27 protein-coding genes are annotated in these 26,059 nt (G+C 69.7%); 10 read left to right on the forward strand and 17 right to left on the reverse strand.

All coding sequences use genetic code 11. The features are described 5' to 3' along the window. The first annotated feature begins 18 nt into the window (after nucleotides 1–18). Entirely contained in the window at nucleotides 19–978 is a 960-nt protein-coding gene (locus MPPM_RS05325) for a metal ABC transporter ATP-binding protein (RefSeq protein ID WP_096487736.1), read from the forward strand. After that, nucleotides 975–1,862, forward strand: coding sequence for a metal ABC transporter permease (locus tag MPPM_RS05330; RefSeq protein ID WP_173807880.1), 888 nt, complete (start codon nucleotides 975–977; stop codon nucleotides 1,860–1,862). The genes MPPM_RS05325 and MPPM_RS05330 overlap by 4 nt, the downstream gene beginning before the upstream one ends. A 91-nt stretch (nucleotides 1,863–1,953) precedes the next feature. Here MPPM_RS05330 and MPPM_RS05335 read toward each other — a convergent pair whose 3' ends face one another. After that, nucleotides 1,954–2,550 (reverse strand): exopolysaccharide biosynthesis protein, encoded by a 597-nt coding sequence (locus MPPM_RS05335; protein WP_096487738.1) that lies wholly within the window; start codon nucleotides 2,548–2,550, stop codon nucleotides 1,954–1,956. 286 nt (nucleotides 2,551–2,836) lie between these two features. On the opposite strand from MPPM_RS05335, the gene bcsS reads away from it, so the two are divergent. Then, nucleotides 2,837–3,607, forward strand: coding sequence for a cellulose biosynthesis protein BcsS (bcsS, locus tag MPPM_RS05340; RefSeq protein ID WP_096484156.1), 771 nt, complete (start codon nucleotides 2,837–2,839; stop codon nucleotides 3,605–3,607). 85 nt (nucleotides 3,608–3,692) lie between these two features. Here bcsS and MPPM_RS05345 read toward each other — a convergent pair whose 3' ends face one another. After that, nucleotides 3,693–4,427, reverse strand: coding sequence for an SDR family NAD(P)-dependent oxidoreductase (locus MPPM_RS05345; protein WP_096484157.1), 735 nt, complete (start codon nucleotides 4,425–4,427; stop codon nucleotides 3,693–3,695). 172 nt (nucleotides 4,428–4,599) lie between these two features. On the opposite strand from MPPM_RS05345, the gene MPPM_RS05350 reads away from it, so the two are divergent. Next, nucleotides 4,600–5,466, forward strand: coding sequence for a methionyl-tRNA formyltransferase (locus MPPM_RS05350; protein ID WP_096484158.1), 867 nt, complete (start codon nucleotides 4,600–4,602; stop codon nucleotides 5,464–5,466). A 105-nt stretch (nucleotides 5,467–5,571) separates the two neighbouring features. After that, entirely contained in the window at nucleotides 5,572–5,736 is a 165-nt protein-coding gene (locus tag MPPM_RS05355) for a DUF2256 domain-containing protein (RefSeq protein ID WP_173807881.1), read from the forward strand. A gap of 8 nt (nucleotides 5,737–5,744) precedes the next feature. Here the strand turns inward: MPPM_RS05355 and MPPM_RS05360 are convergent, their stop codons facing one another. From MPPM_RS05360 to MPPM_RS05375, 4 genes are all read right to left on the reverse strand, one after another. Beyond that, entirely contained in the window at nucleotides 5,745–6,338 is a 594-nt protein-coding gene (locus MPPM_RS05360; protein ID WP_096484160.1) for a nucleotidyltransferase family protein, read from the reverse strand. After that, the gene (locus MPPM_RS05365; protein ID WP_096484161.1) at nucleotides 6,325–7,335 is read right to left on the reverse strand and encodes a molybdopterin-binding domain-containing protein; all 1,011 of its coding nucleotides are present in this window, start codon (nucleotides 7,333–7,335) and stop codon (nucleotides 6,325–6,327) included. Before MPPM_RS05365 ends, MPPM_RS05360 begins: the two co-directional genes overlap by 14 nt. Before the next feature lie 4 nt (nucleotides 7,336–7,339). Next, nucleotides 7,340–8,059, reverse strand: coding sequence for an XdhC family protein (locus MPPM_RS05370; protein ID WP_096484162.1), 720 nt, complete (start codon nucleotides 8,057–8,059; stop codon nucleotides 7,340–7,342). 64 nt (nucleotides 8,060–8,123) lie between these two features. Beyond that, nucleotides 8,124–8,447, reverse strand: a complete 324-nt coding sequence (locus MPPM_RS05375) for an XdhC family protein (RefSeq protein ID WP_096484163.1) — start codon at nucleotides 8,445–8,447, stop codon at nucleotides 8,124–8,126. Nucleotides 8,448–8,627: 180 nt separating this feature from the next. On the opposite strand from MPPM_RS05375, the gene MPPM_RS05380 reads away from it, so the two are divergent. Next, a complete protein-coding gene (locus tag MPPM_RS05380; protein WP_096484164.1) occupies nucleotides 8,628–9,740 on the forward strand; it encodes a branched-chain amino acid ABC transporter substrate-binding protein in 1,113 nt (370 codons plus the stop codon). A gap of 336 nt (nucleotides 9,741–10,076) precedes the next feature. Next, on the forward strand, nucleotides 10,077–10,355 hold the full coding sequence (gene infA / locus MPPM_RS05385; RefSeq protein ID WP_017486696.1) for a translation initiation factor IF-1: 279 nt from the start codon (nucleotides 10,077–10,079) through the stop codon (nucleotides 10,353–10,355). Nucleotides 10,356–10,373: 18 nt separating this feature from the next. Here the strand turns inward: infA and MPPM_RS05390 are convergent, their stop codons facing one another. The 4 genes from MPPM_RS05390 to recO form a co-directional block, all read right to left on the reverse strand. Beyond that, nucleotides 10,374–10,652, reverse strand: coding sequence for a hypothetical protein (locus tag MPPM_RS05390; protein WP_096484165.1), 279 nt, complete (start codon nucleotides 10,650–10,652; stop codon nucleotides 10,374–10,376). An 8-nt stretch (nucleotides 10,653–10,660) separates the two neighbouring features. Next, nucleotides 10,661–11,071, reverse strand: a complete 411-nt coding sequence (locus tag MPPM_RS05395) for a hypothetical protein (RefSeq protein WP_096484166.1) — start codon at nucleotides 11,069–11,071, stop codon at nucleotides 10,661–10,663. A 353-nt stretch (nucleotides 11,072–11,424) separates the two neighbouring features. After that, complete coding sequence (gene parC / locus MPPM_RS05400) at nucleotides 11,425–13,671, reverse strand: DNA topoisomerase IV subunit A (protein WP_096484167.1); 2,247 nt, start codon at nucleotides 13,669–13,671, stop codon at nucleotides 11,425–11,427. A 118-nt stretch (nucleotides 13,672–13,789) separates the two neighbouring features. After that, nucleotides 13,790–14,533, reverse strand: coding sequence for a DNA repair protein RecO (gene recO, locus MPPM_RS05405; protein ID WP_096484168.1), 744 nt, complete (start codon nucleotides 14,531–14,533; stop codon nucleotides 13,790–13,792). 128 nt (nucleotides 14,534–14,661) lie between these two features. On the opposite strand from recO, the gene MPPM_RS05410 reads away from it, so the two are divergent. Together MPPM_RS05410 and MPPM_RS05415 are read left to right on the forward strand one after the other, a co-directional pair. After that, nucleotides 14,662–15,045, forward strand: a complete 384-nt coding sequence (locus MPPM_RS05410; RefSeq protein WP_096484169.1) for a hypothetical protein — start codon at nucleotides 14,662–14,664, stop codon at nucleotides 15,043–15,045. A gap of 229 nt (nucleotides 15,046–15,274) precedes the next feature. Then, nucleotides 15,275–15,970 carry a gamma-glutamylcyclotransferase gene (locus MPPM_RS05415; RefSeq protein WP_096487739.1) on the forward strand — a complete coding sequence of 232 codons (696 nt, stop codon included), beginning with the start codon at nucleotides 15,275–15,277 and terminating at the stop codon, nucleotides 15,968–15,970. Nucleotides 15,971–16,087: 117 nt separating this feature from the next. On the opposite strand, the gene MPPM_RS05420 is transcribed toward MPPM_RS05415, so the two are convergent. The 5 genes from MPPM_RS05420 to proS form a co-directional block, all read right to left on the reverse strand. Then, nucleotides 16,088–16,873, reverse strand: coding sequence for a lytic murein transglycosylase (locus MPPM_RS05420; protein WP_096484170.1), 786 nt, complete (start codon nucleotides 16,871–16,873; stop codon nucleotides 16,088–16,090). 237 nt (nucleotides 16,874–17,110) lie between these two features. Then, nucleotides 17,111–20,632, reverse strand: coding sequence for a DNA polymerase III subunit alpha (gene dnaE / locus MPPM_RS05425; RefSeq protein WP_096484171.1), 3,522 nt, complete (start codon nucleotides 20,630–20,632; stop codon nucleotides 17,111–17,113). A 612-nt stretch (nucleotides 20,633–21,244) separates the two neighbouring features. Then, nucleotides 21,245–21,955, reverse strand: a complete 711-nt coding sequence (locus MPPM_RS05430) for an ABC transporter ATP-binding protein (RefSeq protein WP_096484172.1) — start codon at nucleotides 21,953–21,955, stop codon at nucleotides 21,245–21,247. A 14-nt stretch (nucleotides 21,956–21,969) separates the two neighbouring features. Next, nucleotides 21,970–23,289 carry a lipoprotein-releasing ABC transporter permease subunit gene (locus tag MPPM_RS05435; RefSeq protein WP_096484173.1) on the reverse strand — a complete coding sequence of 440 codons (1,320 nt, stop codon included), beginning with the start codon at nucleotides 23,287–23,289 and terminating at the stop codon, nucleotides 21,970–21,972. Between the two features lie 12 nt (nucleotides 23,290–23,301). Next, nucleotides 23,302–24,627, reverse strand: a complete 1,326-nt coding sequence (proS, locus tag MPPM_RS05440; RefSeq protein WP_096484174.1) for a proline--tRNA ligase — start codon at nucleotides 24,625–24,627, stop codon at nucleotides 23,302–23,304. Nucleotides 24,628–24,810: 183 nt separating this feature from the next. Here proS and MPPM_RS27830 point away from each other — a divergent pair, with 183 nt between their 5' ends. After that, nucleotides 24,811–25,047 (forward strand): hypothetical protein, encoded by a 237-nt coding sequence (locus MPPM_RS27830; RefSeq protein ID WP_157914118.1) that lies wholly within the window; start codon nucleotides 24,811–24,813, stop codon nucleotides 25,045–25,047. Between the two features lie 56 nt (nucleotides 25,048–25,103). Here the strand turns inward: MPPM_RS27830 and MPPM_RS05445 are convergent, their stop codons facing one another. Further along, nucleotides 25,104–25,442 (reverse strand): DUF1467 family protein, encoded by a 339-nt coding sequence (locus tag MPPM_RS05445; RefSeq protein ID WP_096484175.1) that lies wholly within the window; start codon nucleotides 25,440–25,442, stop codon nucleotides 25,104–25,106. A 69-nt stretch (nucleotides 25,443–25,511) separates the two neighbouring features. Next, nucleotides 25,512–25,916, reverse strand: a complete 405-nt coding sequence (gene mce / locus MPPM_RS05450; RefSeq protein WP_017486707.1) for a methylmalonyl-CoA epimerase — start codon at nucleotides 25,914–25,916, stop codon at nucleotides 25,512–25,514. Nucleotides 25,917–26,059: the final 143 nt, after the last annotated feature.

Genomic DNA, 26,059 nt, shown 5'->3' on the forward strand with positions numbered 1-26,059 from the left:
GACGGCGCGAGCGCAGCCGTGAACGGTGGCTCGGTGCCGGCGGGCGCCATCCGGTTCCGCGGCCTGACCCTCGGCTACGACCGGCATCCGGCGGTTCACCATCTCGACGGCACCATCGCGGCCGGCGACCTGCTCGCCGTGGTGGGACCGAACGGCGCGGGCAAGTCGACTCTCCTGAAGGGCATCGTCGGCGAGATCCGTCCCCTCGACGGATCGGTCGAGGCGGGGCCGCGCTCCGGCGCCGTCGCCTACCTGCCGCAGGCGGCCGAGATCGACCGCAGCTTCCCCTTGAGCGTCCTCGACCTCGCGGCGATGGGCCTGTGGCGCCCCCTCGGCGCGTGGCGCAGCCTCGCCCGCCAGCGCAAGCACCTGCTCGACGCGCTCGCGGCGGTCGGGCTCACCGGCTTCGAGGACCGGCCGATCGGCACCCTCTCCGGCGGCCAGTTCCAGCGGGCCCTTTTCGCCCGGCTGATCCTGCAGGACGCGCGGATTATCCTGCTCGACGAACCCTTCACCGGCATCGACGAGCGCACCACCGCCGATCTGCTCGCGCTGATCCGCGGCTGGCACGGCGAGGGCCGCACCGTCGTCGCGGCCCTGCACGACCTCGCCCAGGTGCGCGCGCATTTCCCTTCGACCCTCGTGCTCGCCCGTCGCCCCATCGCCTGGGGGCCGACCCGCGAGGTGCTGACGCCGCCGGTGATGGCACGGGCGCTGCGCTTGTCGGAAGCCTGGGACGAGGCTGCCGCGATCTGCCGGCATGACGCGCATCACGACGCGCATCATGGGGCGGACCACGAGGCTCACCCCGCGGACGGGGCCGGGGCGGCGGAGGCGCAAGGTCACGGTCATCATCATGATCACGGCCACGATCACGCGCCCGCCCCCCACGATCGTCGCGGGCACGACCACGATCACCACCAAGAACATCCTCACGATCACCGCCACGACCACGCGCGTCAGAGGGCCATGCCGTGACGCTCGCCGATCTCGCGGATCTCCTGGTCGGCCCCTTCGTCGAGTTCGGCTTCATGCGCCGGGCCCTCGCCGGCTGCCTCGCCCTGTCCCTGTCGGCGCCGCCCCTCGGTGTCTTCCTGATGCTGCGCCGGATGAGCCTGATGAGCGAGGCGATGAGCCACGCCATCCTGCCGGGTGCCGCCGCGGGCTTCCTCGTCGCCGGGCTGTCGCTGCCGGCGATGACGCTGGGCGGGCTCTTAGCCGGGCTCGCGGTGGCGCTCGCCGCCGGGCTCGTCACCCGCTCGACCGTGCTGAAGGAGGATGCGAGCCTCGCCGCCTTCTACCTGATCTCGCTCGCGGGCGGGGTGTTCCTCGTCTCGCTGCGCGGTTCGCAGGTCGATCTGCTGCACATCCTGTTCGGCACCGTGCTGGCACTGGACGACGACGCGCTCACCCTGCTCGGCGGGATCAGCAGCCTGACACTGGTCGCGCTCGCCCTGCTCTACCGCCCGCTGGTGATCGAGTGCGTCGATCCCTTGTTCCTGCGCTCGGTGAGCCGCGCCGGCGGGCCGGTCCATTCGGCCTTCCTCGCGCTGGTGGTCGTCAACCTCGTCGGCGGTTTCCAGGCGCTCGGCACGCTGCTCGCGGTCGGCCTGATGCTGTTGCCGGCGATCACCGCCCGGTTCTGGGCCGCAGACCTGTCAGGACTGATTCCCGTCGCGATGCTGGTCTCGATACTGTCGAGCGTGACCGGACTGCTGGTGTCGTACCATGCCGGCATCCGGCTCCCGACGGGACCGGCGATCGTCCTGGCGGCGGGCGCGCTCTACCTCGTCTCGATGCTGGTCGGTCCCCGCGGCGGCCTGATCCACCGCCTCGTGCGGCGGCGCCATCTCGAGGCGTGATTCCCCGATCGGGTCGATCCGTCCCGGTAGGGCGGATTCGGGCTTTGCTTCAAGCGCCGCGCGAGGATGGCCGGAAGGGGAGAGGAGCGCCCTACAACCCGAGACCGGGGATCGCCTGCGACAGCCAGGCGAAGGCGCCCATGATGCTGGCGAACAGGGTGTAGACGAAGCCGATCGAGATCCCGACGCCGATTCCGCCGATCAGAAGGCCGATCAGCACCACGAACCCATCGCGCTCCACCAGCCCGAGGCCGATCAGCGAGACGGCGAGCCCGAGCGGGATCTGACCGAAGAAGGGGGGCGCCACGATGAGCGCCAGCGCGAGCGCCAGGATCAGCACCCCCATGCCGCGCATGCCGACGGCCCCGTCGAACACGCTCAGGCGCGGGCGTGACCAGCGCTCCAGCCGTCGCAGGAGCGGCACCGCCCGGTTCACCGCCTTCTCCACCGTTGCCCGGGCGATCGACTGATCGAGCAGCCGCCGCGGCAGCCACGGCGCCGACATCCCGGCCACGATCTGGATGGCGATGACGAGCAGGACCAGACCGCAGACGAGCGGGATCGGCGGCGGCATCGGAAGGCAGTTGGGCAGACCGAGCAGCACGACGAGCAGCGCGAAGGCGCGGTCCCGCAGCACGGCGACAATGTCGCCGACGGTCAGCCGCTCGCTCTCCTGGCTCGCAAGCATCGTGAGAACGTCGGAGGTGCGGGCAGCGGAGGACAAACCGGCTCGGCCGTTGATCTTTCGGTGAGCGCGGCTCTAGCCCAACCGGACCCATCCGCCAAGCGCCATCACCTCTGCACGCGTGCCTTGCCACACGGCGATAGGCTGCGCTGAAGTTGCGGAGTAAGACTTGAATGTTCTTTCAAGTAAGCCTCCACCGCCAATTTATCTTAAGCTAAAAAATTCCTTTCATCCCTTCCGCAAACTGTGACAACCATTGGTAGTTCCGCCGGATTCTGCGCGACCGCCAATGTCGAAACGCGCCTCTGCGAACGATGGCCGACGCCGTCCGGCCGCCCTCCGGCGGGCGATGAGCCGCCGCGCGGATCGCCGGATCGCCGTCATGGCCCTGGCCGCCGGCCTCGTCTGCGGTTCGGCTCGGGCCGACGACACGGCCCTACGGGCCGTCCTGTTCGGCAGCATGGAGGCCGGCGCCTCGGTCTTCTCCAGCAGCGGGGTGAAGCTCGTCTTCGACCGGTTCGACCGGGACGGCCCCGTCGTCCTGGTGACGGCCGGCGGCGGGGGGCGGCCGGAGGGCGGCGGCCGCTCGCCGGTCCTGATGCGCCTCACCGCCCTCGGTTCCGCACTCGCCGGCTACCAGTTCATCCAGGATTGGGGTGCGGTGACGGTGTTCGCCGGCCTGGAGGCGTCGCGGGAAGCGCTGTCCGGATCCGGCTTCGTGCAGGCGATGCCCCTGCGCACGGGCCTGCGCCTGCATGGCGAGGTCTGGGCGCGGCCGACGGAGACGACGCTGGCGACCGCGACGGTGATACTCGGCTCTGCCCGCAGCGACGCCTATGCTCGGTTGTCGTGGGGTATGGCCCTGTTCGGCGCCTATCTCGGCCCGGAGGCCGCCGTCTACGGCGACGCGACCGATTACCGGAAATGGAGCGTCGGGCTGCATGCCACCGACTACGCGATGGGCGGCTACCGCTTCCGCCTGTCCGCCGGATGCCAGCTCGAAACGCCGCTCAACCAGTGGAGCCCTTACGTGTCCCTCGCGATCTGGAACGCGCTGTGAGGCGGGCGCCCGTGCATCGTCCTGTCTCGGGAGTCGGCGGCCGGCTTCCGGAGGGATTTTGAGGCCGTGACCCGGCTTCTTAGCCCTACCCCTTGGTGCGCAGCGAGGAGCGTCCGCCGTCGACGCCGATCACCTGCCCCGTGACGTAGCCCGCCTCCGGGCCGACGAGGAAGGCGGCGAGCGCCGCGACGTCCTCGGGCTCGCCGAGGCGCTGGAGCGCGTGCATCGAGGCGATGCCGGAAGCGAGCGTCGCGTTGCGGGTGATGGATTCGGCCAGCGGCGTGCGGGTGAGCGAGGGCGCGACCACGTTCACCCGGATCGCGGGCGCGAGTTCCGCGGCCAGCGAGAGGGCGAGACCCTCGACCGCCCCCTTGGCCATGGCGACCGAGGCGTGGTGCGAGAAGCCCTGTGCGGCAGCCACGGTGGAGAACAGGACCACGCCCGCGCTACCCTCCCCCGCACCCGCCTTGAGCGCGGGGGCCGCGGCCTGCACCGCGAGGAAGGCGCCGAGGGCGTTGATGCGGAAATCCGCCTCGATGCGGGCCGGATCGAGCTTGGCGAGCGGCGCGAGCTGGATCGTGCCGACCGCGTAGACGAGGCCGCCGAGGCGCGCGCCGGCTTCGTCCGCGACGCGCGGGAACAGGGCCGGATCGGTGACGTCGCCAGCGGTGAAGCCGGTCTCCCCGAGTTCGGAGGCCGCCCGCCCCACGCGTTCCGGATCGCGACCGACGAGGTGGAGGGCCGCACCGCGGGCGCGCAGGGCCCGCGCCGTGGCGAGGCCGATGCCGCCGGTCCCGCCGTAGATCACGACCCGTTCCATGCAAGCCCCCCTTTTCGCCGAAGCGCCCGGCCCCGCCCGATCGGGCTCGGCGATTTCGCCCGTGTCTGAAATCCATTAGCTAAGGCGAAGCCGGTCGGCGGGGAGCCGATCCGCGCCGCCGCATCCCCGCGCCGAACGTCGCAGGGCGGCCAGCAACGGGACGTCGCCAGCCATGAAATTCGCCTTCGCCGGCATCGACTTCCTCGGCGGTGTGTTCGATGGGCTGATCGAGGCCGGATGGACGCCGGTGAAGCTGTTCACTCGCCCCTGCGACGGCATCTACGACTTCAACGAGGTCGTGGTGGCGCAGGCCCGCCGTCACCGCATCCCGATCCAGCTCTCACGGCTCCGGCCCGGCGACATCGAGCGGCTCGCCCAGGAGCACGGCCGCGACGTGGTCCTCGTTGTGGCCGGCTATCCCTGGCTCGTGCGGGGCTGGCACGGGCGGGTGCGCTACGCGCTGAACTTCCACCCCTCGCCGCTACCGACGGGCCGGGGCCCCTACCCGCTGTTCAAGGCGGTTCTCGATGGCTACGAGAGTTGGGGCGTCACCGCCCACGTGCTCTCCGAGCAGGGCTTCGACACCGGCGACATTCTCGCCCAGGATCTCTTCCCCCTCGACAGCCACGAGACCCACGAGTCGCTGCTCGCCAAGTGCCAGATGGCGGCGCGGCGCCTCGTCCTCGGCCCGATCGGAAAGGACCTCGCCGAACGCTGGCGCAAGGCGGAGCCGCAGGGCGACGGCTCCTACTGGCCGCGGGTGAACGACGCCGACCGCACCCTCGACTTCCGCAAGGACGTGGCCGAGGTGCTGCGCCGCGTGCGGGCGTTCGGAGCGATCGAGACCATCGCCCGGCTCGGGCAGTCGCGCGTCTTCGTCGCCGCCGCGGACGGCTGGCGGGAGGTTCACGGCCACCCGCCCGGCACGGTCGTGCACCGCTACCGCCGCCACGTCGTGGTGGCCGCCCGCGACGGCTACGTGCAGCTGACCCGCTGGAGTCCCGTGCCGCTCAACGAGGCTGGGCAGATCGGACGTTAGCGCACCGTCGGGGATGCCGGCCCCGGAACAGCGCTCCAGCCTCTTGTTTTTGCATCGTCCTTTTCCGAGATCCGGCCACCACTTTTCGGGACGATGCTCCAGCCGATGCCACCGATGCGCCGCAAGGGTGACCTCCCTCAGAAGATCTGCGCCCAGTGCGGCCGCCCCTTCACGTGGCGCAAGAAGTGGGAACGGGTCTGGGACGAGGTGCGCTACTGCTCCGACCGGTGCCGGACGGAGGCGAAGCGCGAGGCACGCGGCAAGGGCTGAGGCCCGCCTCAGCCCCTCAGCGCCTCCGGCGTGTCGACATCGAAGATCACCGCCGGATCGGCCGGCACCTCCAGCACGTCGCCGCGCCGTTTCAGGATCGGACCGGCGCCGCGATCGCCGCTCAGCGTGGCGAGGTCCGCGTGCAGTTGGGTGAGATCGAGCAACACCGGATTGCCGCGCAAACCGCCGCTCACCGGCACCACCGCGCAGGGGCGTGGCGCGGCCGCCGCGTAGGCCGCGATGAGCGCATCGATATGGGCCGCCTCGATCCGCGGCATGTCGCCGAGCAGCACCACCGCCGCCCCCGTCCCTGGCGGCAGGGCGGCGAGCCCGAGGCGAAGCGAGGCCGACAGGCCGGCGGCGGGGTCCGGGTTCTCGACCAGCATCAGGTCGAGGCCGGCCAGCGCCGTCCTCACGGCCTCGGCATGGGCGCCGAGGACGGCGACGATCGGGGCGGCGCGCGAGGCGAGAGCCGCCTCGGCGGCGCGCCGCACCATCGGCCGGTCGCCATAAGGGGCGAGCATCTTCGGCGCGGCCCCGAAACGGGAGCCGAGGCCGGCGGCGAGGACCACCGCGCCGATGCGCGGCTCAAACCCCGTCACCGCCCGACCTCGGCTGGCCGCGAAGGGGGATCTCGGTCAGCAGGCCGCCGACGCCGAGGCGCACGATGTCGGCCCGCCTCACGGCGAGACCCGCGAGAAGGCGGTGCAGGACGAAGTCGAAGCCGTTCTCCTTGGGCGAGCGGGCGCAGCCCGGGGCCCCGATCACCGGCACCTGCCCGAGAGCGCCGAGCAGAAGCAGGTTGCCGGGATCGACCGGCATGCCGAACTGTTCGACCCGGCCGCCCGCCGCCTCCAGCCCGGCGGGAATCACGTCGCGCCGGTCGGCGATGGCCGAGGCGCCGAACACCACGACGAGCTCCGCGCCCTCCTCCACCGCGGCGGCGATCGCCCCCGCCACCGCACCGGCCTCGTGCCGCACCCGGACCTCGGCGACGATGCGCGCGTCCGCCGGCACCAGCCGGTCGGCCAGCACTCGCAGGGTCTTGGCGACCGTCGCGGCCTTCAGGCCGGGCAGCAGCGTCGAGACGACGGCGACGCGCTTCAGCCGGTAGGGCGCAAGGCGCATCGGCGGCATGTCGGTCGCGGCGAGCGCCCGCGCCAGCGGCGCGGCGGCGACCGCGTAGGGGATGATCTTGACGGTCGCCACCATCTCGCCCGCGGCCACCGGCCGGAAGGCCGGCAGGGTCGCCACCGTGATCGCCTCGTCCACGGCGTTGACCGCGTCGATGCGGGCGGGTTCGACCACGAACACGCCCGCGGCTTCGGCGAACAGGTTGCAGCGCCCCGTGAACGGCGCCTCCGCGCGCAGACCCTCCCCGGCGAGATGAGCGGCGAGCCGGGCCGCGGCTGCGTCCTCGCCGACATCGCCGGGATCGAGCCTCACCGCCAGGATCTCGGGGATACCGGATTCGGCGAGCCGCAGCGCTTCCGCCTCCGGAATCGGCCGGCCCTTCTTCAGGCTCGCGCCCTCGGCGCGCACGGTATGGGCGGCGATGAGCCCCGCACTGTCGCGGGTCGCGACGGGTCCGAACTGCATGGGTTCAGCGTCCCGCATCCGCCGCGTCGCGGCCCTTGAGGCGATCCTTGCGCAGGGTCGCGACGAGCTGGGCGAGGATCGACAGGGCGATCTCGGCCGGCGAGACGGCGCCGATGTCGAGCCCGATCGGCGCGTGGATCCGGTCGATCGCCGCCTCGTCGAACCCCGCCTCCCTCAGGCGCTCGACGCGCCGGGCATGGGTTTTTCGCGAGCCGAGGGCGCCGATATAGGCGCAATCCGCCCGAAGGGCCGCGGCGAGGGCGGGATCGTCGATCTTGGGATCGTGGGTGAGCGCCGCCACCGCCGTGTAGGCATCGAGCGGCTCGATCTCTCGAAACGCCGCGTCCGGCCAGGCGGCGATGAGGCGCACGCCGGGAAACCGCTCCGGGCTGGCGAAAGCGGTGCGCGGGTCGATCACGGTCAGGTCGAGGCCGAGTTGCACCGCGAGCGGTACCAGCGCCTGGGAGATGTGCACGGCACCGACAACGACGAGGCGCACCGGCGGGGCGTGGACGGCCACGAACACGGAGCGCCCGTCCGGTCCCTCGCTGAGGCCACTCTTGCCGCTGCGCAGGCGCTCACGCAGCAGAAGGCCGAGCGGATCGGCGTCGATCTCGGCGGCGCGCACGAGGCGCTGGCCGCCGTCCTCCGGATCGGTGACGATCAGGGCCGGGCGGCGCGCCGCGCGCTCCGCGTTGAGGGCCGACAGGGTGTCGAGGCGCATGGGGTCTGTCGCTCGATGCGAGACGGGCCGCTCACGCTTGGAGCGGACAAGGGTTCGAGAACAATCAGTCGATGCGTTCGACGAAGACGCGGATGCGGCCGCCGCAGGAGAGGCCGGCCCGCCACGCGGTCTCGTCGGCGACGCCGAATTCCAGGGTGCGGGGGCGCCCGTCCTCGATCACGTCGAGCGCCTCGGTGATGACCTCGCCCTCGACGCAGCCGCCGGAGACCGAGCCGAGGAAGCGGCTGTCGCCGTCGATGACGAGGTGGCTGCCGACCGGGCGGGGCGCCGATCCCCAGGTCTCGATCACGGTGGCGAGCGCGACCGCGCGGCCCTGGCGCCGCCAGCCCTCGGCGGCGCGCAGGATGTCGTCCTCGGTGGAGAGCATGGGCTTCACATCCTGAAAATCTTGGTCCCGCCGCCCCCGACCGTCCCGTGACGGGAGAGGTAGGCACGCCGGCCGTTTCCGCAATGCGGCGAACGGAGGCGCTTGCAAGGCGCTTGCAAGGCCCGCGGGCGGGCCTCATCAGGTTCCCGGGGTATCGCAGCGGCCGGACGGGGGCTTGGTGTGACGAAGCGGAGCGCGTTGGCAAGCCTTCTCATCCTCGCGCTCGCGGGCCGTGCCGACGCCGCCGAGCCGCTGAAGATCGGACTCGCCGCGCCCTTGAGCGGGCCGGATGCCGGGTTCGGCCAGGGGGCGCGGCTCGGTGCCGAGCAGGCGATCGCCGAGATCAACCGGGCGGGTGGGGTGACGGGCCGCAAGCTGCAGCTCGTGGTGCAGGACGACGCCGCCGACCCGAAGCAGGCGGTGGCCGTCGCCCGCCGCTTCGCCGGCAGCGGCGTGCGCTTCGTGATCGGCCCGCTCACCTCCGGGGCGAGCGCTGCGGCGAGTGCGGTCTACGAGGAGGCCGGCATCGTCTCGGTCACGCCGGGGGCGACCTGGGCGCCGCTGACCCGCCGCGGCGCCGGCCTGCTGTTCCGGCTCTCGGGCAGCGACGCACAACAGGGTGCGCTCGGAGGCACGCTGCTCGCCGAGCGTTTCCGCGGGAAGCCGGTCGCCGTCGTCCACGACAAGACCAGCTTCGGCCGCGGGCTCGCCGACGAGGCCGCCCGCGCCCTCAAGGCCCGCGGCGGGCAGGAGCGGCTGTTCGAGGGCGTCTCCCGCGACGATCGCGAGATCGCCGCGCTCGTCGCCAAGCTGCGGGCGCTCGGGATCGAAGCGATCTATTTCGGCGGCCTGTCCGCCCCGGCCGCAGCGCTGATCCGGGCGATGCGCGAGGCCGGTCTGACGACGACGGTGATCGGCAGCGACGGGCTGCTCGACAAGGAATTCTCGCAGGTTCCCGGCGCCGAGGGCACGCTGATGACGGTCCCGTCCACCCCGCCCCGCTTGCCCGAGGCGCGGGGCGCACGGACACCGCGGGGTCCCGAGGCCGACCTGTTCGCCGGCCCTGCCTACGCGGCGGTCGAGGTGCTGCGGCAGGGGATCGAGGGCGCGCGCTCGGTCGAGCCGGCCAAGGTCGCGGCCTATCTGCACGGCGGCGCCCCCCTTCGCACTCTGCTCGGCGAGGTGGCGTTCGACGCGGGCGGCGATCTCGTGAAGCCGCCCTTCGCCGTGGTTGCGTGGCGCCGGCTCCCCGACGGACGACTCGACTTTGCCGGCAACGAAGTCTCACCATGAGGCGAGCAAAGAGGCGGCTCGGGACCGCGATTGCCGCGAAATCCACCGAAGGTTGAGGTTCAGCGGCCGATCCGCGGCGGATATTCTTGCACAAACCGCCTCCGACGCTTAAGTCGCAGGCTTGGTGCCCTTCGCGAAACGCCCGTCGTGCCGCTTGTCCGGCCGGAGGGGGGACTCCCCGATCCGGGAGTTTCGCGAAAGGCGCCCGACGCCCGGCATCGCTGACGCCTCTCGTCCCGAGCGGATCGGACCCGCAGCGCCGCGCGTTTCGCACGACAGACCGATTTTGGATTTGCCGGAGCGCCCCGTGCAGGCAGCCCGGCCGGAGACAGGTGCATGGCGAAAGAGGAATTGATGCAGTTCGACGGCTTGGTCGTCGAGATCCTGCCGGACGCGCGCTACCGCGTGCAGCTCGACCAGGGTCACGAGATCGTCGCCTACACGGCCGGCAAGATGAAGAAGAACCGCATCAAGACCCTGGCCGGCGACCGCGTCACCGTCGAGATGTCCCCCTACGACCTCGAAAAGGGCCGCCTCGTGTTCCGCCACAAGGACGAGCGTTCCTCCGGCCCGCGTCCGCCGCAGCGCGGCGGCCAGCAGTTCCGCCGGCGCTGACCAGCGGTCTCCGGTCGGTCAGAAACCGAGATAGGCCGGCTTCGGCTCGGCCTTTTCTTCCGCTTGTTCAAGCTCCTTCGCTCGCTCAGGTGCCACGACTCTGACGAGCGCCTCGACCTCGGCCCGCGACGGCCGCTCGACGGTGCAGGCGAGCCAATCGAAGATCAGAGCCTGAACCTCTTCGCTGTAGCTCGGAAAGGTCTCGGCATAGAATGCCTCGACCGCCCGGTCGGAACGCGGATCGATACCGCCAAGACCAGCGGCGACTGCGGCAAATGCCGAAGGATGTGTCGGCATGGTTTGACTCACTCCCGGTACGCCGACAGGGCGGCATGGGTTTGTAGAGCACTCGGCTCATCAAGATATAGATACCGCCCGTCGTTCGGACGCGTGCGGCGGATCGCGTCGCCGGGCAATTTCGGAAACCGAACCGGATCGATGAGCCGCATTCCGATCGTCAATCGGTACCACGCCATGAGCTTGTCGCCCCCAAGCGGATCAGCGTGAAGCCAGAGCCTGCCTTTGCCGGCGCTTTCGAGGGCGACCGTCAGCGCCACGTCGAAGGCGGTGCGTCCGACCTGTCGCGGCTTGATCCGTGCGCCGCGGGCATCTTCGAAGGTCAGGGCTTCGGGAGGGGCCGCGCTCAGGAACCAGAGAAAGGTGGCGGGCTGGCTCCAATCCTCGAACCAACGCTCGTCGGACAGCAAGGCGATCATAGCCGCAGGTTTCTGCTCGGCCCCGATCGTGACTTGGAAGAGCCGGCCGCCGCGTCGTAGACCTCCTATCAGGGTCATAGGCTGTATGAGCATGGGCCAGTTCCAGGCGGCATCCGGACGGGACGTACGCCTCGCGATGACGGGCTGCACATCGCGATGCCAAGTTTGGCAGCGGCGTGCACGCAGGTCGCTCTTCGTGATTTCGTGAACGGTGATCGGTAACTCCAATCCGTCGCTTCCCGAGCACGGCACATACCTCAGGAACGACGGCAACGGTGTACTCCGCGATAACGACAACTTCTAGATAGCTATACCACCGCGGAGCGCGGGATCTAGGTCTACCAACATAGGTTTCAGCGCCCGAATCGCTCGAATTTCGGGAAGCTGCGGGTCATCAGCGTGCCGGCATCGGACCGGTGGCCCATCCACTTCTCCAGCATCCCCGCATTCGCCAGCCGCGCCTGGCCCGAGCCGTCGCGCCAGGGCAGGCCTTCCGCCAGGGTGAAGACGCAGGCATCCGCGAGCCGGCTCTGGCGGCAGCGCTGCAGGCGCACGCCCTTGCCGCGGCTGATCTCCGTCACCTCGGAGGCCGGGAAGACCAGCATCAGCTTGTCGGACGAGCAGACGGCAACGTGGTCGCCCTCGGCCGGCACCAGCAGCACCGCGCTCGTCCCTTCGTCGAGGCCGAGAATCGCCTTGCCCTTGCGGGTGTTGGCCACCAGCGCGTCCGAGGGCGCGATGAAGCCGCGCCCGTCCGAGCCGGCAACGAGCAGCTTGCTTTCCGGCTTATAGGGCAGAGCCGCGACGATCTCGGTGCCGTCGTCGAGATCGACCATCAGCCGGACCGGATCGCCGAAGCCGCGCCCGCCCGGCAGCTTCGCGGCCTCCAGGGTAAAGACCTTGCCGTTCGAGGCGAGCAGCAGGATCTTCGCCGTGGTCTCGCTGAGGAAGGAGACCTTGAGGGTATCGTCGCCCTTGAAGGTGACGCCCGACAGGTCGGCGACGTGACCCTTGAGCGCGCGGATCCAGCCCTTCTCGGACAGGATCACGGTGATCGGCTCGCGCTCGACCATGGCGGCGGTGAAGTCGATGCCGGCGGTGTCGGGCGGGTTCTCAAGCGTGGTGCGCCGCTTGCCCAGCTTGGTCTCGGGCCCGAAGGTCTTCTTCACCGCGCGGATCTGCTTGGTGATCTCCGTCCACTGGAGCTTCTCGGAAGCCAGCAGCGCCTCGATCCCCTCTTTCTCCTGGGTCAACGCCTCGAATTCGCGCTTGAGCTCCATCTCTTCGAGCTTACGCAGCGAGCGCAGGCGGGTGTCGAGGATGGCGTTGGCCTGCACCTCGGTAAGCTCGAACCGCGCCATCAGGGCGGCCTTCGGCTCGTCCTCCTCGCGGATGATGCGGATTACCTCGTCGAGGTCGAGATAGACGATGAGCAGGCCGCCGAGGATTTCGAGGCGGCGCTCGATCTGGCCGAGGCGGTAGCTGGAGCGGCGCTGCAGCACCACGCGGCGGTGATCGACCCACTCGCGCAGGCACTCGGCCAAGCCGATGACGCGGGGCACGACCCCGCCGACGAGGACGTTGAGATTGAGCGGGACCCGCGCCTCCAGCTCCGAGAGCCGGAACAGCGATTCCATCAGCATCACCGGATCGACCGAGCGCGAGCGCGGCTCCAGCACGACCCGCACGTCCTCGGCCGACTCGTCGCGCACATCGGCCAAGAGCGGCAGCTTCTTCTCCTGGAGCAGGTCGGCGAGCTTCTCGATGAGGCGCGCCTTCGGCACCCCGTAGGGGATCTCGGTGACGACGATGTTCCAGGTGCCGCGGCCGAGATCCTCCTTCGCCCAGCGCGCCCTCACACGAAAACCGCCGCGGCCGGTGCGGTAGGCCTCGCGGATCACGTCGGGCGAGTCGATCAGGATGCCGCCGGTGGGGAAGTCCGGCCCCTGCACGAAGGTGCAGAGCTGCTCGGAGGTCGCCTCGCGGTTCTGGATCAGGTAGAGCGCCGCGTCGCAGAGTTCGGCGGCGTTGTGCGGCGGGATCGAGGTCGCCATGCCGACCGCGATGCCCTGGCTGCCGTTGGCCAGAAGGTTCGGGAAGGCCGCCGGCAGGACGACGGGCTCCTCCTTCTCGCCGTTATAGGAGGGGCGGAAATCGACCGTGTCCTCGTCGATCCCGTCGAGCAGCAGGCGGGCGACCTCGGTCAGCCGCGCCTCGGTGTAGCGGTAGGCCGCCGGACCGTCGCCGTCGATATTCCCGAAATTGCCCTGGCCATCGACCAGCGGGTAGCGCTGGGCGAAGTCCTGGGAGAGGCGCACCAGCGCGTCGTAGATCGCTTGGTCGCCGTGGGGATGGAAGTCACCCATCACGTCGCCGACGATTTTTGCGCACTTTTTGAAAGCCGCGGTCGGGTTAAGACGCAGCAGGTTCATGCCGTGCAGGATGCGCCGGTGCACGGGCTTGAGGCCGTCGCGGGCATCGGGCAGCGCGCGCTGCATGATCGTCGAGAGCGCGTAGGCGTAGTAGCGCTCCTCCAGCGCCGTCTTCAGCTCGACGCTCTCGATGCCGTCGCCCGGCGGCGGCAGGACGGGCTGGCCCATCACTCACTCCACATCGTCATTTTCGTCCGCAAGGCCGACGCGCGCCGGCCTTACGCCCCCGCAACCCGTCAGGACGGGTCACGGCATCCCGCAAGAAAAATGGAACATAACACGAACATCACCCACTCTGGCCAGTGCCGAGTGCGACGAATCGTGCCCGCTCCTCCGGCGTGCCCTGCGCCCGCGGGCGCCAGACATGCTGATCGAGGAAATACCCCGTCAAGGTAAACCCCTCCCGAACGTCGTGGGCGTCCGGCGTGCGCCAGCCGCTGCCGGGCTGGTCGCGGTCGCGCAGGAAGGGCGGCAGGGCCAGCAGGCGGTCGCGATAGGGCTCGCCCGCCGAGGCGCTGACCGCGCGCCCGCTCTTCGGCGAGACGTAGACCAGGGCGTCGTTGGCGCCCGTCGCCGCGCAATGCGACAGGTCGAGGCCGAAGCCGAGGCTCGCCAGCAGCGCCAGTTCGAACCGCACCATCAGGGCGGGGGCGATCTCGGGATCGTCGAGATGGGCAATCAGGACCTGCGCCGCCTCGTAGAGGGCAGGATGCGGGTCGCGCTCGGGCAGGAGCCGCAGCAGCGTCGAGAGATGACCGATCCCGTAGAGGGCGAGGCCCGAATCCATCAGCCGCGAGGCGTTCATGGTAAGCGGCTCGACCGCGTAGGCGCCGAGCGCCCCGTCGAGCCGCGCCCGCCACGTCGCGCGCAGCGTGTTGCCGGGCTGGAGCATCGGCTGCATCCGCCGCGAGCGCCCGCCATGGACGAGCCCGAGATGGCGCCCGTGCTCCGGCGTCATCAGTTCGAGCACGACCCCGGTCTCACCGTGCTTGCGCAGGCCGATCACGAGGCCTTCGTCGGTCCACTGCATGGGGGAGAGATAAGCATTTTTTCGCCCCGCGGGAGCCGGGCCGGACACCGAACCGCGCCGCGGGTGCGGGGCCATTTCCCGCTTTGATAGAAATTGCTACGCCTTCACACGCAATAGGAGATTCGCAGATGATCAGGAGGCGAGGGAGCATGGTGTTGGCTTTGGCCCTGACCGCCGGCTGCTCGGTGCGCGCGGCGCCGCCTTCCACCACCACGGGCACCGTGCGCGAGCGGATCGCGGCGCTCGCCCGCGGCCAGGTCGCCTTCGGCTCCGTCTCGCTGCTCCCGGTCCGGTTCGAGCGAAGCCGTATTACCGGCCCGTTCGAGGATGGCGGCCGCCGGCTCTATTGCGTCTCGACCCGCATGAAGGGCCGCAGCCTCGGCGAGCCGGAGCGGCCTAAACTCGTGGTGCGGGAGGAAGCGGACAATCTCACCGTCCTGCGCGACGAAGAGGACGTCTGCGAGGGGCACCGCAGCGAGCCGTTTTCGGAGTTGGACTCACCGGCACGCTGAACCGGATGTTGCCCGCTCTGGGCAGACCGTCTGGCGAAGAGCGGCGCCCATGCCTTCTCCGTCATCCCGGGGCCGCATCGCGGAACCCGGGATCCACCCGTGATGCGGCGCTGACGTCGGAGGTCGCGGCCCGTCGTGGATTCCGGATTCGCCTGCGGCGCTCCGGAATGACGAGGAAGGGGCGAAACGGGTTGCACTCACACCCCCAAAGATGATCCGCTCCGGCCTGATGCCTTCCCGTCCCCTGTCCCTCACCCTCGACCTCATCGCCCGTGCCCATCCCGACACCGTCCCCGACGATGAAACAGCGCTGACGCTGCTCTCCGACGACGATCTCGCGCCCGAGCTCGAAGCGATGCTGGCGCGGCGTGCCTCGTCTGAGGGCGGGCTGTGGGTGTTCGCCTACGGCTCACTGCTGTGGAACCCGGAATTCGCCGTCTCCGAGCAGCGGCTCGGCACGCTGCGCGGCTGGCACCGCCGCTTCTGCCTGCTGCAGCGGCGCTTCCGCGGCACGCCGGAGAGTCCCGGCCTCGTGCTGGGACTCGACCGCGGCGGAATCTGCCGCGGCGTCACCTTCCGCCTGGACGATGCCGACCCGCACGCGACCCTGATGCCGGTCTGGCGGCGGGAGATGAAGGGCAAGGGCTACGAGGGGCGCTGGGTCAGCGTGGAGACGGACACCGGGCCGGTCACGGCACTGACCTTCATGGTGAACCGGGCGAGCGACCGCTACACCGGCCGCCTATCCGACGCCGCGATCGCGGACAGGATCGCGGCGGCCTGCGGGCATCTGGGGCCCAGCGCCGAGTATCTGTTCCGCACCGTGGAGGCCTGCGCCCGGCTCGGCATCCACGACCGGCACCTGTGGTCGCTCCAGGCGCTCGTGGCCGAGCGCCTGGAAGACCGGCGCGCGGCCTGCGCGTAGTTCTCGCCTCCGTCATGCGGGGCGAGGCGTCAGCGATCCAGGGCGCGAGCGTGCCGGATCAGGCACGCCGCGGCTGGACGGCTTCGCCCCGCTCGCCCTGACGGACGTGCGAGAAGACTACTGCCCGTCGATCCGGGCGCCGAGAAGCGCGATGGCGCGCTGGTAGACGCCGGCGGCGTTCCAGCCCTGGATCGCGGCGAAGTTCGGCTCACCGGGCTGGTAGCCCGCACCGCGCTGCCAGCCGTGACCTTTCAGGAAGTTGGCGGTGGAGTTCAACGCGACCGGCGCGCTGTCGAGGCTGCCGCCGACGCCGTAGGTCAGGACGTTCTTGGGCAGGAACTGGGTGTGGCCGACCTCGCCGTGGGCAGCACCCCGGGTCGCGGGCGTCAGCACGCCGCTGTCGACGAGCTTGAGCGCCGCGTAGAGCTGGTCGGTGAAATAGGCCGAGCGGCGGCAATCGTAGGCGAGCGTCGCCACCGCCGACAGGGTGTTGACGTTGCCCTTCACCGCGCCGAAGCCGGTCTCCATGCCCCAGATCGCCAGGAGCGGGCCCGGCGGCACGCCGTAGCGCTGCTCGATCGAGGCGAAGAGGGCCGCGTTCTGAGCCTTGAGGGCGCGCCCGCGGGAGACGATGGTGTTGCCGCCGCGCTTGGCCAGGAACTGGTCGAGCGAGAGCTTGAAGCTCTTCTGGCCTCGATCCGCCGAGATCGTCGCCGTGGAGTAGGAGGTGTTGGCGAGCGCCGCGAGCGCCGCCGGGCTGGCCCGGCCCTTGGCTTCGGCGATGAACTCGTCCTTCCAGGCCTCGAAGCCGGCGGCATTGTTGCCGCACTGCGCCGCCTGCGCGGCACCGGCCAGCCCCATTAGGGCGGCGGCGGCCGTCATTCTCAAACCGTGTCCGGTCATCCCACACTCCATCGGGCGGCGACCATGCGGCGCCGCGGCATTCGAAGGGCTTCGGCCGCTTCGCGGCGCCGGGCGAACTCCGCCAACCGGAGTTCCCACGCGCCACCTTGGGTTTGGCCGAACCTTACCTTGGCAGAATCACCGAGCTGTGGCGGCGATGAGGCACGAAAGGTTCTGTAACGCCAATATCCTGCGGAGGTGATCGGATTGGTTACCGGGGGGTTCGGGCGGGCCCCTTCAATTCACCTCGACCTGCACCACGCCCGGCACGGCGCGCAGGGCGCCCGCCACCTGCGGGGTCGCCTGATAGCGGTCCTTCAGACGGACCTCGACCTCGCGCTCGCCCCCGTCGAGGATCAGGATCAGCGAGACCTCGCCCTCCCCGCGCAGGGTCAGGCGCTGCTGCACCGAACTGATCGCCCGGTCGTCGCGCAGGAAGATCCGCATCCCCTTCTGGTGGCGGGCGGCGGCCTGATCGAGGGGCTCGGCGGTGGTGATGCGGGCGCGCACGTCCTCGCCCTCCAGGTTGGCCTGGATCGTCAGCACCAGCGGGCGGCCGGGTTCGAGGATGTCGCGGTACTGGTTCAGCCCCTCGGAGAAGATGATCGCCTCGAAGTGGCCAGTCTGGTCCGAGAGGATGACGATGCCGAGCTTGTTGCCGCTCTTGGTGCGCCGCTCGGAGCGGTCGAGCACCGAGGCCGCGATCCGCCCGACGCTGGCCGAGCCCGCCCGCACCGCGCGGCAGAAATCCGCCCAGGACTGAACCCGCAGCTTCTCGAGGATCGGCCCGTACTCGTCGAGCGGGTGGCCCGAGAGGAAGAAGCCGATGGCGTCGCATTCGCGCTTGAGCTTGTCCGTGTGGGTCCAGAATTCGTGCGGCGGGATGCGGAGCGCCACATCGGCGGAGGCGACGCCGCCGAACATGTCGGTGATGCCGGAGGTCTCGGCCTCGGCCGCGCCTTGGGCCATCTTCATCATCGGCTCGACCGCGGCCCAGGCCCGCGCCCGGTCGGGCTCGATGCAATCGAGAGCGCCGGCCGCGATCAGGTTTTCCAGCGTGCGCTTGTTGACGTGGCGCGGGTTGAGGCGCCGGGCGAAGCAGGCGAGGTCCTTGAACGGCTTCTCCCCGCGGGCGGCGACGATCGATTCCACCGCCGAGCGGCCGACGCCCTTGATCGCGGCGAGCGCGTAGAGGATGCGCCCTTCCTTGACGTCGAACACCACGCCCGAGGTGTTCACCGAGGGCGGCTCGACGGTGATCTTCAGGCGCTGCGCGTCCTGGCGAAATTCGGCGAGCTTGTCGGTGTTGTCGATGTCGAGCGTCATGGCCGCGGCCAGGAACTCGACGGGAAAGTTCGCCTTCAGATAGGCGGTCTGGTAGGTCACGAGCGCGTAGGCCGCCGCGTGGGACTTGTTGAAGCCGTAATCGGCGAACTTGGCGAGCAGGTCGAAGATCTCGTTGGCCTTGGCCTGAGTGATCCCGCTCTCCAGGCAGCCCTTCACGAAGCGGTCGCGCTGGGCGTCCATCTCCGCCTTGATCTTCTTGCCCATGGCGCGGCGGAGCATGTCGGCCTCGCCCAGGGTGTAGCCGGCGAGAACCTTGGCGACCTCCATCACCTGCTCTTGGTAGACGATGATCCCGAAGGTCTCCTTCAGGATCGGCTCCAGCATCGGGTGCGGGTACCAGCTCGCCTCGTTGCCGGCGTCGCGCCCGAGCTTGCGCTCGCAATAGACCGGGATGTTGGCCATCGGGCCCGGGCGGTAGAGCGCCACCAGCGCGATGATGTCCTCCAGGCGGTCGGCCTGCATCTCGCACAGCGCCTTGCGCATGCCGGCGGATTCCACCTGGAACACCGCGACCGTCTCGCCGCGCCCCATCGGCTCGTAGGTCTTTGGGTCGTCGAGCGGGATTTGAGCCAGATCGACCTCGATGCCGCGCTGCTTCAGCAGGTCGGTGCAGCATCGCAGCATCGTCAGAGTCTTGAGGCCCAGGAAGTCGAACTTCACCAGCCCCGCCTGCTCGACCCACTTCATGTTGAACTGGGTCACCCGCATGCCCGTCTTCGGGTCTCGGTAGAGCGGCACCAGCTCTTCGAGGGGGCGGTCGCCGATCACCACGCCGGCGGCGTGGGTCGAGGCGTGGCGGTGCAGGCCCTCGAGCTTCTTCGAGATTTCGATGAGGCGGGCGACGATCGGCTCCTCCTCGATCGCCTGCTGCAGCTTGGGCTCGCCCTCGATGGCTTGCGCCAGCGTCACGGGGTTGGCCGGGTTCTGCGGCACGAGCTTGGTCAGCTTGTCGACCTGCCCGTAGGGCATCTCCAGCACGCGGCCGACGTCGCGCAGCACGCCGCGGGCGAGCAGGGTACCGAAGGTGATGATCTGCCCGACCTGACGCTCGCCGTAGCGCTGCTGCACGTAGCGGATCACCCGCTCGCGGCCCTCGACGCAGAAGTCGATGTCGAAGTCCGGCATCGAGACGCGCTCGGGGTTGAGGAAGCGCTCGAACAGCAGGCCGAAACGGAGGGGATCGAGGTCGGTGATGAGGAGCGACCACGCCACCAGCGAGCCCGCGCCCGAGCCGCGGCCCGGACCGACGGGAATGTCGTGGTCCTTGGCCCACTTGATGAAGTCCGAGACGATCAGGAAGTAGCCCGGGAACTTCATCTTGACGATGACGTCGAGCTCGAACTTCAGCCGCGCGCGGTAATCCTCCTCCGAGAAGCCCGGCGCGGTGCCGTGCTGCTTCAGGCGCAGCTCCAGCCCGGCCTCGGCCTGGCGGCACAGCTCCGTCGGCTCGTCGGCGGCCACCGCCTGGACCGGCGCCTCAGCGGCCTCGGCGAGTGCTTCGGCCATGGGCGGGGCCTCGCCCGCGGCGACGCTGGCGAAGTTCGGCAGGATGGGTTTGCGGGTGCGCACCCGAACGGCGCAGCGCATGGCGATCTCGACGGAGGCCGAGAGCGCGTCCGGCAGATCGCGGAACAGCTCCATCATCGCCGCCCGCGTGGTGAAGGCGTGGCGCGGGGTGAGACGGCGGCGGCGCTCGTCGGAGACGAGGCGGCCCTCCGCGATCGCGAGCAGGGCGTCGTGGGCGTCGTAGTCGCCGGGCTTGGCGAAGAACGGCTCGTTCGTCGCGACGATGCCGAGGCCGTTGCCGTCGGCGAGCCGCAGCAACTCGCGCTCCACCGCGCGCTCGTCGTCGAGGCCGTGGCGCTGGATCTCGACGTAGAGGCGCTCCTCGCCGAAGGCCCCTTTCAGCACCTCCAGGCGGCGGGCCGCCTGGTCGGCGCGGCCGGCGCGCAGGCTGGTATCGAGCGGCCCCGTGAGCCCACCGGTGAGGCCGATCAGGCCGTCGACATTGCCCTCCAGGGCCGAGACGGCGAGGTTGGGAGCGGCGCCGAGCGGACCGTCGAAATAGGCCCGGCTGCCCAGCCGAAGCAGGTTGCCGTAGCCGGTCTCGTCCTGGGCGAGCAGCACGATGTTGGCGCAGCCGGCCTGCGGCATGCGCGCCATCGGATCGGGCGCCTCGAAGCAGACGGTGAGTTGGAGGCCCGCGATCGGCTGGATGCCGGTGCCGGCGGCCTTTTCGGAGAATTCCAGCGCGCCGAACAGGTTGTTGGTGTCGGTGAGCGCGAGCGCGGGCTGGCGGTCGGCGGCCGCCGCCTTGACGAGGTCGGCGACCTTCACGCCGCCTTCGAGCAGCGAGTAGGACGAATGAACGTGGAGGTGGACGAAGCCGACCTCTTTAAGCGTGCGCGCCATGAGGGACCCTGTTCGGATCCCCCTAAGATCGCCGTTCAATGCCTTGCGAGTCTGTCACCGGCACGCCGCACCGCGGGCGATATCCACCGTTCTTCGAACCCGGCGTCGTCCAGACGGGTGATCCGGTGTGAAACCACCCGCCTGATGACATTTCCTGTGAGCAACGCTTCCGGCACCGGAACAAAGCGCGCTCGAACGCGGACCATTAATGGATCGGCGCCAAGGCTACCGCCCAGAGCGCGACCGCACCGAAGAGCAGGCCGAAGGCGGTGAACTCGACGACGCTGGTAAGGAACACGCGCTTGGTCATGGCTTCCACTCCGTGTTGATGGAGTGATTTTTGTTCCTGTTTTGTTCTGTGTAAAGTCTGGGGACGCGGTGACACGGCGGTATGGTGAACGATGTGTTGCCAGCGCCACTGTGAGGCTGCAGCCTCCCGCGCCCGACCGCCGCCGAGCGCCCTGCCTCGGTGCCGATGCGTGGCAGGCCCTTTCCGTCATTGCGAGGCGGATACGATGCGATCCAGCGCCTGCTCTCTCCGGATCCGCGCCACCGAGGCGCCTCGCATTCGCACGCGATGACGGCTGAGGATCGAACCCGAGGCGCTCGCCCCTAGCCGAGCTGCTCGATCATCCCGTCGCGGATGGTCACGCGGCGGTCCATGCGGGCGGCCAGATCCATGTTGTGGGTCGCGATCAGGGCCGCGAGGCCCGAGGCGCGCACGAGCTGGAGCAGGATGCTGAAGACCCGTCCCGAGGTCTGCGGGTCGAGGTTGCCCGTGGGTTCGTCGGCCAGCAGCAGGCGCGGGCCGTTGGCCACCGCGCGGGCGATGGCGACGCGCTGCTGCTCGCCGCCCGAGAGTTCGGCCGGGCGGTGCGGCAGGCGGTCCTTGAGGCCGAGGAAGCTCAGGAGTTCGGCGGCACGGGCCTCCGCCTCCTTGCGGGCGAGCCCGCGGATGAGCTGGGGCAGCACCACGTTCTCCAGCGCCGAGAACTCCGGCAGCAGGTGGTGGAACTGGTAGACGAAGCCCATCTCCTCGCGCCGCAGGCGGGTGCGCTCGGCGTCCGACATCGCCGCGGTCGGCTGGCCGCCGATATAGACCTCGCCGCCATCGGGCCGCTCCAGCAGGCCGGCGACGTGGAGCAGGGTCGATTTGCCGGCGCCCGAAGGGGCCACCAGGGCGACCAGCTCGCCCGGCCAGATCGCCAGATCGGTGCCGCGCAGGATCTCGAGCGCGCCCTCGCCCTGCTGATAGCGGCGCTGGACGCCCGCGAAGAACAGGGCCGGCACGGGCTGGGCGCCGCCGTCATTCGTCTGAGCCATATCGGGGCGTTCCGTCAGCCGTAGCGCAGGGCCTGCACCGGATCGAGCCGGGCGGCGCGCCAGGAGGGATAGAGGGTCGCCACCAGCGACAGCAGGATCGAGGTGATCACGATGATGGCGACCTCGCTCGTGTTCATCTCGGCCGGAATCTCGGCGAGGAAGCGCACGGTCGGATCCCAGGCGGTGGGAAAGAGCGTGCGCTGGATCGGCTTGATGTTGAGGGTGAACAGCACCCCGCCGATCAGCCCGATCGCCGTGCCGACGAGGCCGATCAGCGCCCCGTTGATGAGGAAGACCCGCATGATCGTGCCCGGCGTCGCGCCCATGGTGCGCAGGATCGCGATGTCCGAGGACTTGTCGCGCACGAGCAGGATCAGGCCCGAGATGATGTTTAGCGTCGCCACGATGACGATGAGGTTGAGGATCAGGAACATCACGTTCCGCTCTACCTCCAGGGCGCCGAAGAAGGTGCGGTTGGTCTGGCGCCAGTCGGTCAGAAGGATCGGGCGCTCGGCCGCCATCTCCAGCGGCTCGCGCATCTCACCCACCGCATCGGCGTCGTCGAGATAGATCTCGATCACGCTGACGTCGCCGTCGCGGTTGAAGAAGGCCTGCGCTTCGGCCAGCGGCATGAAGGCCATGGTGGTATCGAAATCGGTGACGCCGATCTCGAAGATCGCCTTGACCGTATAGGTCTTGGTGCGCGGCGCGGTGCCGAACGGCGTGCTCGCGCCCTTCGGCGTCGAGAGCGTCACCTGATCGCCCGCCTGGAGGCCGAGGGCGTCGGCGAGCCGCTTGCCGAGCGCCACGCCCTGGCCGTCGTCGAAGCCTTCGAGCGTGCCGCTCTTGATGGCACCGGACACCGCCGGGATCTTCGGCAGATCGGATTCGCGCACGCCGCGCACGAGCACGCCGGAACCGCCATAGGGGGAGGAGGCGAAGGCCTGCCCCTGCACCATCGGCACCACGGCGCGCACGCCTGCGACCTTCTCCAGCCGGTCGGAGAGATCGACGTAGTCGGTGAACAGCCGGTCGATCGGCGCGGCGAAGACGTGGCCGTTCAGCCCGATGATCTTGGAGCGCAGCTCGGTGCGGAAGCCGTTCATCACCGAGAGCACGATGATGAGGGTGGCCACGCCCACCGCGATGCCGAGCACCGAGAACAGGGCGACCACGGAGACGCCGCCCCCCCGGCGGCGCGCCCGCAGGTAGCGCCCGGCGATGATCCACTCGAACCCGGCGAAGGGCGGCGTCGAGGCGCTCGCGCGGGCGCTCCTCAGCCGTGCCAGGATGCCCCGCAGGGAGATGCCAGCCTTACCCAACGCGAGTGCCATCGCGGCCGGTCCTCAGACGCGCCGGATGCGGGCGGGGAGATCGACGGGATCGACGGTCTCGCGCTCCCCGCTGGCGCGGCGCTTCAGCTCGACCTTGCCTTCGGCCAGACCCTTCGGACCGACGATCACCTGCCAGGGCAGGCCGATCAGGTCGGCGGTGGCGAACTTGGCGCCGGGCCGCTCGTCGCGGTCGTCGTAGAGCACGGACAGGCCGGCCGTCTCCAGCGCCGCCTGGATCTCGCCGCAGGCCGCATCGCAGGCGGAATCGCCGACCTTGAGGTTGATCAGCGCCACGTCGAAGGGGGCGATCGCGTCCGGCCAGATGATGCCGGCCTCGTCGTGGCTCGCCTCGATCGTCGCCGCCACGAGCCGGCTCGGGCCGATGCCGTAGGAGCCCATATGCACCGGCCGCTCCTGCCCGTCGGGGCCGGTGACGACCGCCTTCATCGGCGTCGAGTACTTGGTGCCGAAATAGAAGATGTGGCCGACCTCGATGCCGCGGGCGGAAAGGCGCGAGGCCTCCGGCACCTCGGCGAACACCGCCTCGTCGTGCATCTCGTCGGTGGCGGCGTAGTGCGAGGTCCAGGCATCGACCACGCCCTGCAGCCCGGGGACGTCGTCGAAATCGACGGACGGAGGCGGCACCGGCATGTCGAGATAGGCGCGGTCGCAGAAAACCTCGCTCTCGCCGGTCTTGGCCAGGATGATGAACTCGTGGCTGAGATCGCCGCCGATGGGGCCGGTATCGGCGCGCATCGGGATCGCCCGGAGGCCGAGCGTCTCGAAGGTGCGCAGATAGGAGACGAAGACCTTGTTGTAGGAGTGGCGCGCGGCGGCCTGATCGAGGTCGAACGAGTAGCCGTCCTTCATCAGGAACTCGCGCGAGCGCATGGTGCCGAAGCGCGGACGCACCTCGTCGCGGAACTTCCACGAGATCTGGTAGAGGTTCTTGGGCAGATCCTTGTAGGAGCGGGCGCTGGCGCGGAAGATCTCGGTCACGACCTCCTCCGCCGTCGGGCCGTAGAGCAGGTCACGCTCGTGCCGGTCCTTCAGACGCAGCATCTCCTTGCCGTAGGCCTCGTAGCGGCCGGACTCGCGCCAGAGATCGGCCGCCTGAATCGTCGGCATCAGGATCTCGATGGCGCCCGCACGATCCTGCTCGGCGCGGATCACGTCGCAGACCTTGTTGAGGACGCGCAGACCCAGCGGCAGCCACGCGTAGATGCCGGCGGCCTCCTGGCGGATCATGCCGGCACGCAGCATCAGGCGGTGCGAAATGATCTCCGCTTCCTTGGGCGTCTCGCGCAGGATCGGCAGGAAGTAGCGGGAGAGACGCATCGTTCGACCTTGGAAGAGAGCAGGCGCGGCCAACGGAGGAGCTGGGCCTGCGTGCCGAGGCACACAACACATTGCCCCTGCAAAACACAAGCGCCCGACGAGCACAGGATCGGTCCGCAATAAGGCGGAACGAAGCCGGCGAAGGGCCTGCAGAATGCATCATTTATCAATTCAGGAGACCACTTGCCGCTCGCCCTGCAAAAAAGCGCTGCGAACCATCTCTCCCCTGATGACAAAGAGAAATCTTCTTCCTATAAGCAGCGCCGTGATGGTCGCAGCCCACGAGGCAGCGCACGGTCCGGGTCTTGGGAGGAACAATCAGCCAACGCGCCGCAAGCAATGCGCGACATAAATCAGGCTGAAAAATACTTCGGTTTTCCAAAGCAAGGCCTCGTGCCTTGCTTTTTGTTTTTGCACTGAGCTTGCCCTGTAGTCGGCTCGATATTTAGCTCCCGGGCGGAGTGCAGCTTTCGCCGCTACAGGCGGGCCAGCGGGAAGATCAGCAGCGCTGCGAAGAACGCCACCGCAGCCAGAATGGTGGTCAGCAGAGCTTTCTCGCGCAGGCGCGGGCTGGCGGGCGCCCCCGGATCCTGGCCGGGCACCAGCCGCTGCGGGTCCGCCTCGGCGGCATTGCCCAGCGGCAGGATCGCGAACAGGAAGGTCCACCACAGCACGAAGTAGAGCGCCAGCGCGCCGAACACCGTCAGGTCGAACCCCTTCACGGCCACCGCCGCGAACAGCGCGATCAGCACGGCCACCGTCAGGAGGGTCAGGGGCGTCGAGGCGGTCAGGATGCGCAGGGGCGAGCGGGTCATCGTCTTCGAACACTCGTGAAAACGGCCGGGCTGGCGCCCGACCGACAATCTCGAACCGGGGCCGATCGCTCAGACCTGCTCCAGCTCCACCAGCGTCCCCAGGAAGTCCTTGGGGTGGAGGAAGATCACCGGCTTGCCGTGGGCGCCGATCTTCGGCTCGCCGGTGCCGAGCACGCGGGCGCCCGCCGCCTTCATCTGGTCGCGGGCAGCGATGATGTCCTCGACCTCGTAGCAGACATGGTGGATGCCGCCGGCCGGGTTCTTGTCGACGAAGCCCTGGATGGTCGAGTTCTCGCCCAGCGGCGACATCAGCTCGACCTTGCTGTTGGGCAGTTCCACGAATACCACCGTCACGCCGTGTTCCGGCTGCGGCAGCGGCTCGGTCACCTTGGCGCCGAGCGTGTCGCGGTAGACCGCGGTCGCCGCATCGAGATCCTTCACCGCGATGGCGACGTGGTTGAGCCGTCCGATCATGCTTGCCTCCCTCCCTGTCTTCTCGAGCGTCACGCCCGGCGCGTCTCGCCGGGCCTCGTGAAAGGATCCCGCGCGCCTCGCTCTCCGGCAAGGTCGCGCATCCCGACGGCCCGCGCCCGCTCGCCGAGGCGATGCGGGCGCGA

The organism is Methylorubrum populi (assembly GCF_002355515.1).
Taxonomy (GTDB): Bacteria; Pseudomonadota; Alphaproteobacteria; order Rhizobiales; family Beijerinckiaceae; genus Methylobacterium; species Methylobacterium populi_A.

Bases quoted from the DNA above. Each gene is read 5' to 3' on its own strand.
- mce (WP_017486707.1), bottom strand. From the start codon at position 25,916: ATGATCGGACGGCTCAACCACGTCGCCATCGCGGTGAAGGATCTCGAT.
- recO (WP_096484168.1), bottom strand. From the start codon at position 14,533: ATGCAGTGGACCGACGAAGGCCTCGTGATCGGCCTGCGCAAGCACGGT.
- MPPM_RS05445 (WP_096484175.1), bottom strand. From the start codon at position 25,442: ATGACCCGCTCGCCCCTGCGCATCCTGACCGCCTCGACGCCCCTGACC.
- parC (WP_096484167.1), bottom strand. From the start codon at position 13,671: ATGGGCCAGCCCGTCCTGCCGCCGCCGGGCGACGGCATCGAGAGCGTC.
- infA (WP_017486696.1), top strand. From the start codon at position 10,077: ATGGCGAAAGAGGAATTGATGCAGTTCGACGGCTTGGTCGTCGAGATC.
- bcsS (WP_096484156.1), top strand. From the start codon at position 2,837: ATGTCGAAACGCGCCTCTGCGAACGATGGCCGACGCCGTCCGGCCGCC.
- MPPM_RS05365 (WP_096484161.1), bottom strand. From the start codon at position 7,335: ATGCAGTTCGGACCCGTCGCGACCCGCGACAGTGCGGGGCTCATCGCC.
- MPPM_RS05410 (WP_096484169.1), top strand. From the start codon at position 14,662: ATGATCAGGAGGCGAGGGAGCATGGTGTTGGCTTTGGCCCTGACCGCC.
- MPPM_RS05430 (WP_096484172.1), bottom strand. From the start codon at position 21,955: ATGGCTCAGACGAATGACGGCGGCGCCCAGCCCGTGCCGGCCCTGTTC.
- MPPM_RS05370 (WP_096484162.1), bottom strand. From the start codon at position 8,059: ATGCGCCTCGACACCCTGTCGGCCCTCAACGCGGAGCGCGCGGCGCGC.
- MPPM_RS05395 (WP_096484166.1), bottom strand. From the start codon at position 11,071: ATGATCGCCTTGCTGTCCGACGAGCGTTGGTTCGAGGATTGGAGCCAG.
- MPPM_RS05415 (WP_096487739.1), top strand. From the start codon at position 15,275: ATGCCTTCCCGTCCCCTGTCCCTCACCCTCGACCTCATCGCCCGTGCC.
- MPPM_RS05420 (WP_096484170.1), bottom strand. From the start codon at position 16,873: ATGACCGGACACGGTTTGAGAATGACGGCCGCCGCCGCCCTAATGGGG.
- MPPM_RS05355 (WP_173807881.1), top strand. From the start codon at position 5,572: ATGCCACCGATGCGCCGCAAGGGTGACCTCCCTCAGAAGATCTGCGCC.
- MPPM_RS05435 (WP_096484173.1), bottom strand. From the start codon at position 23,289: ATGGCACTCGCGTTGGGTAAGGCTGGCATCTCCCTGCGGGGCATCCTG.
- dnaE (WP_096484171.1), bottom strand. From the start codon at position 20,632: ATGGCGCGCACGCTTAAAGAGGTCGGCTTCGTCCACCTCCACGTTCAT.
- MPPM_RS05375 (WP_096484163.1), bottom strand. From the start codon at position 8,447: ATGCTCTCCACCGAGGACGACATCCTGCGCGCCGCCGAGGGCTGGCGG.
- MPPM_RS05350 (WP_096484158.1), top strand. From the start codon at position 4,600: ATGAAATTCGCCTTCGCCGGCATCGACTTCCTCGGCGGTGTGTTCGAT.
- MPPM_RS05390 (WP_096484165.1), bottom strand. From the start codon at position 10,652: ATGCCGACACATCCTTCGGCATTTGCCGCAGTCGCCGCTGGTCTTGGC.
- MPPM_RS05345 (WP_096484157.1), bottom strand. From the start codon at position 4,427: ATGGAACGGGTCGTGATCTACGGCGGGACCGGCGGCATCGGCCTCGCC.
- proS (WP_096484174.1), bottom strand. From the start codon at position 24,627: ATGCGTCTCTCCCGCTACTTCCTGCCGATCCTGCGCGAGACGCCCAAG.
- MPPM_RS05335 (WP_096487738.1), bottom strand. From the start codon at position 2,550: ATGCTTGCGAGCCAGGAGAGCGAGCGGCTGACCGTCGGCGACATTGTC.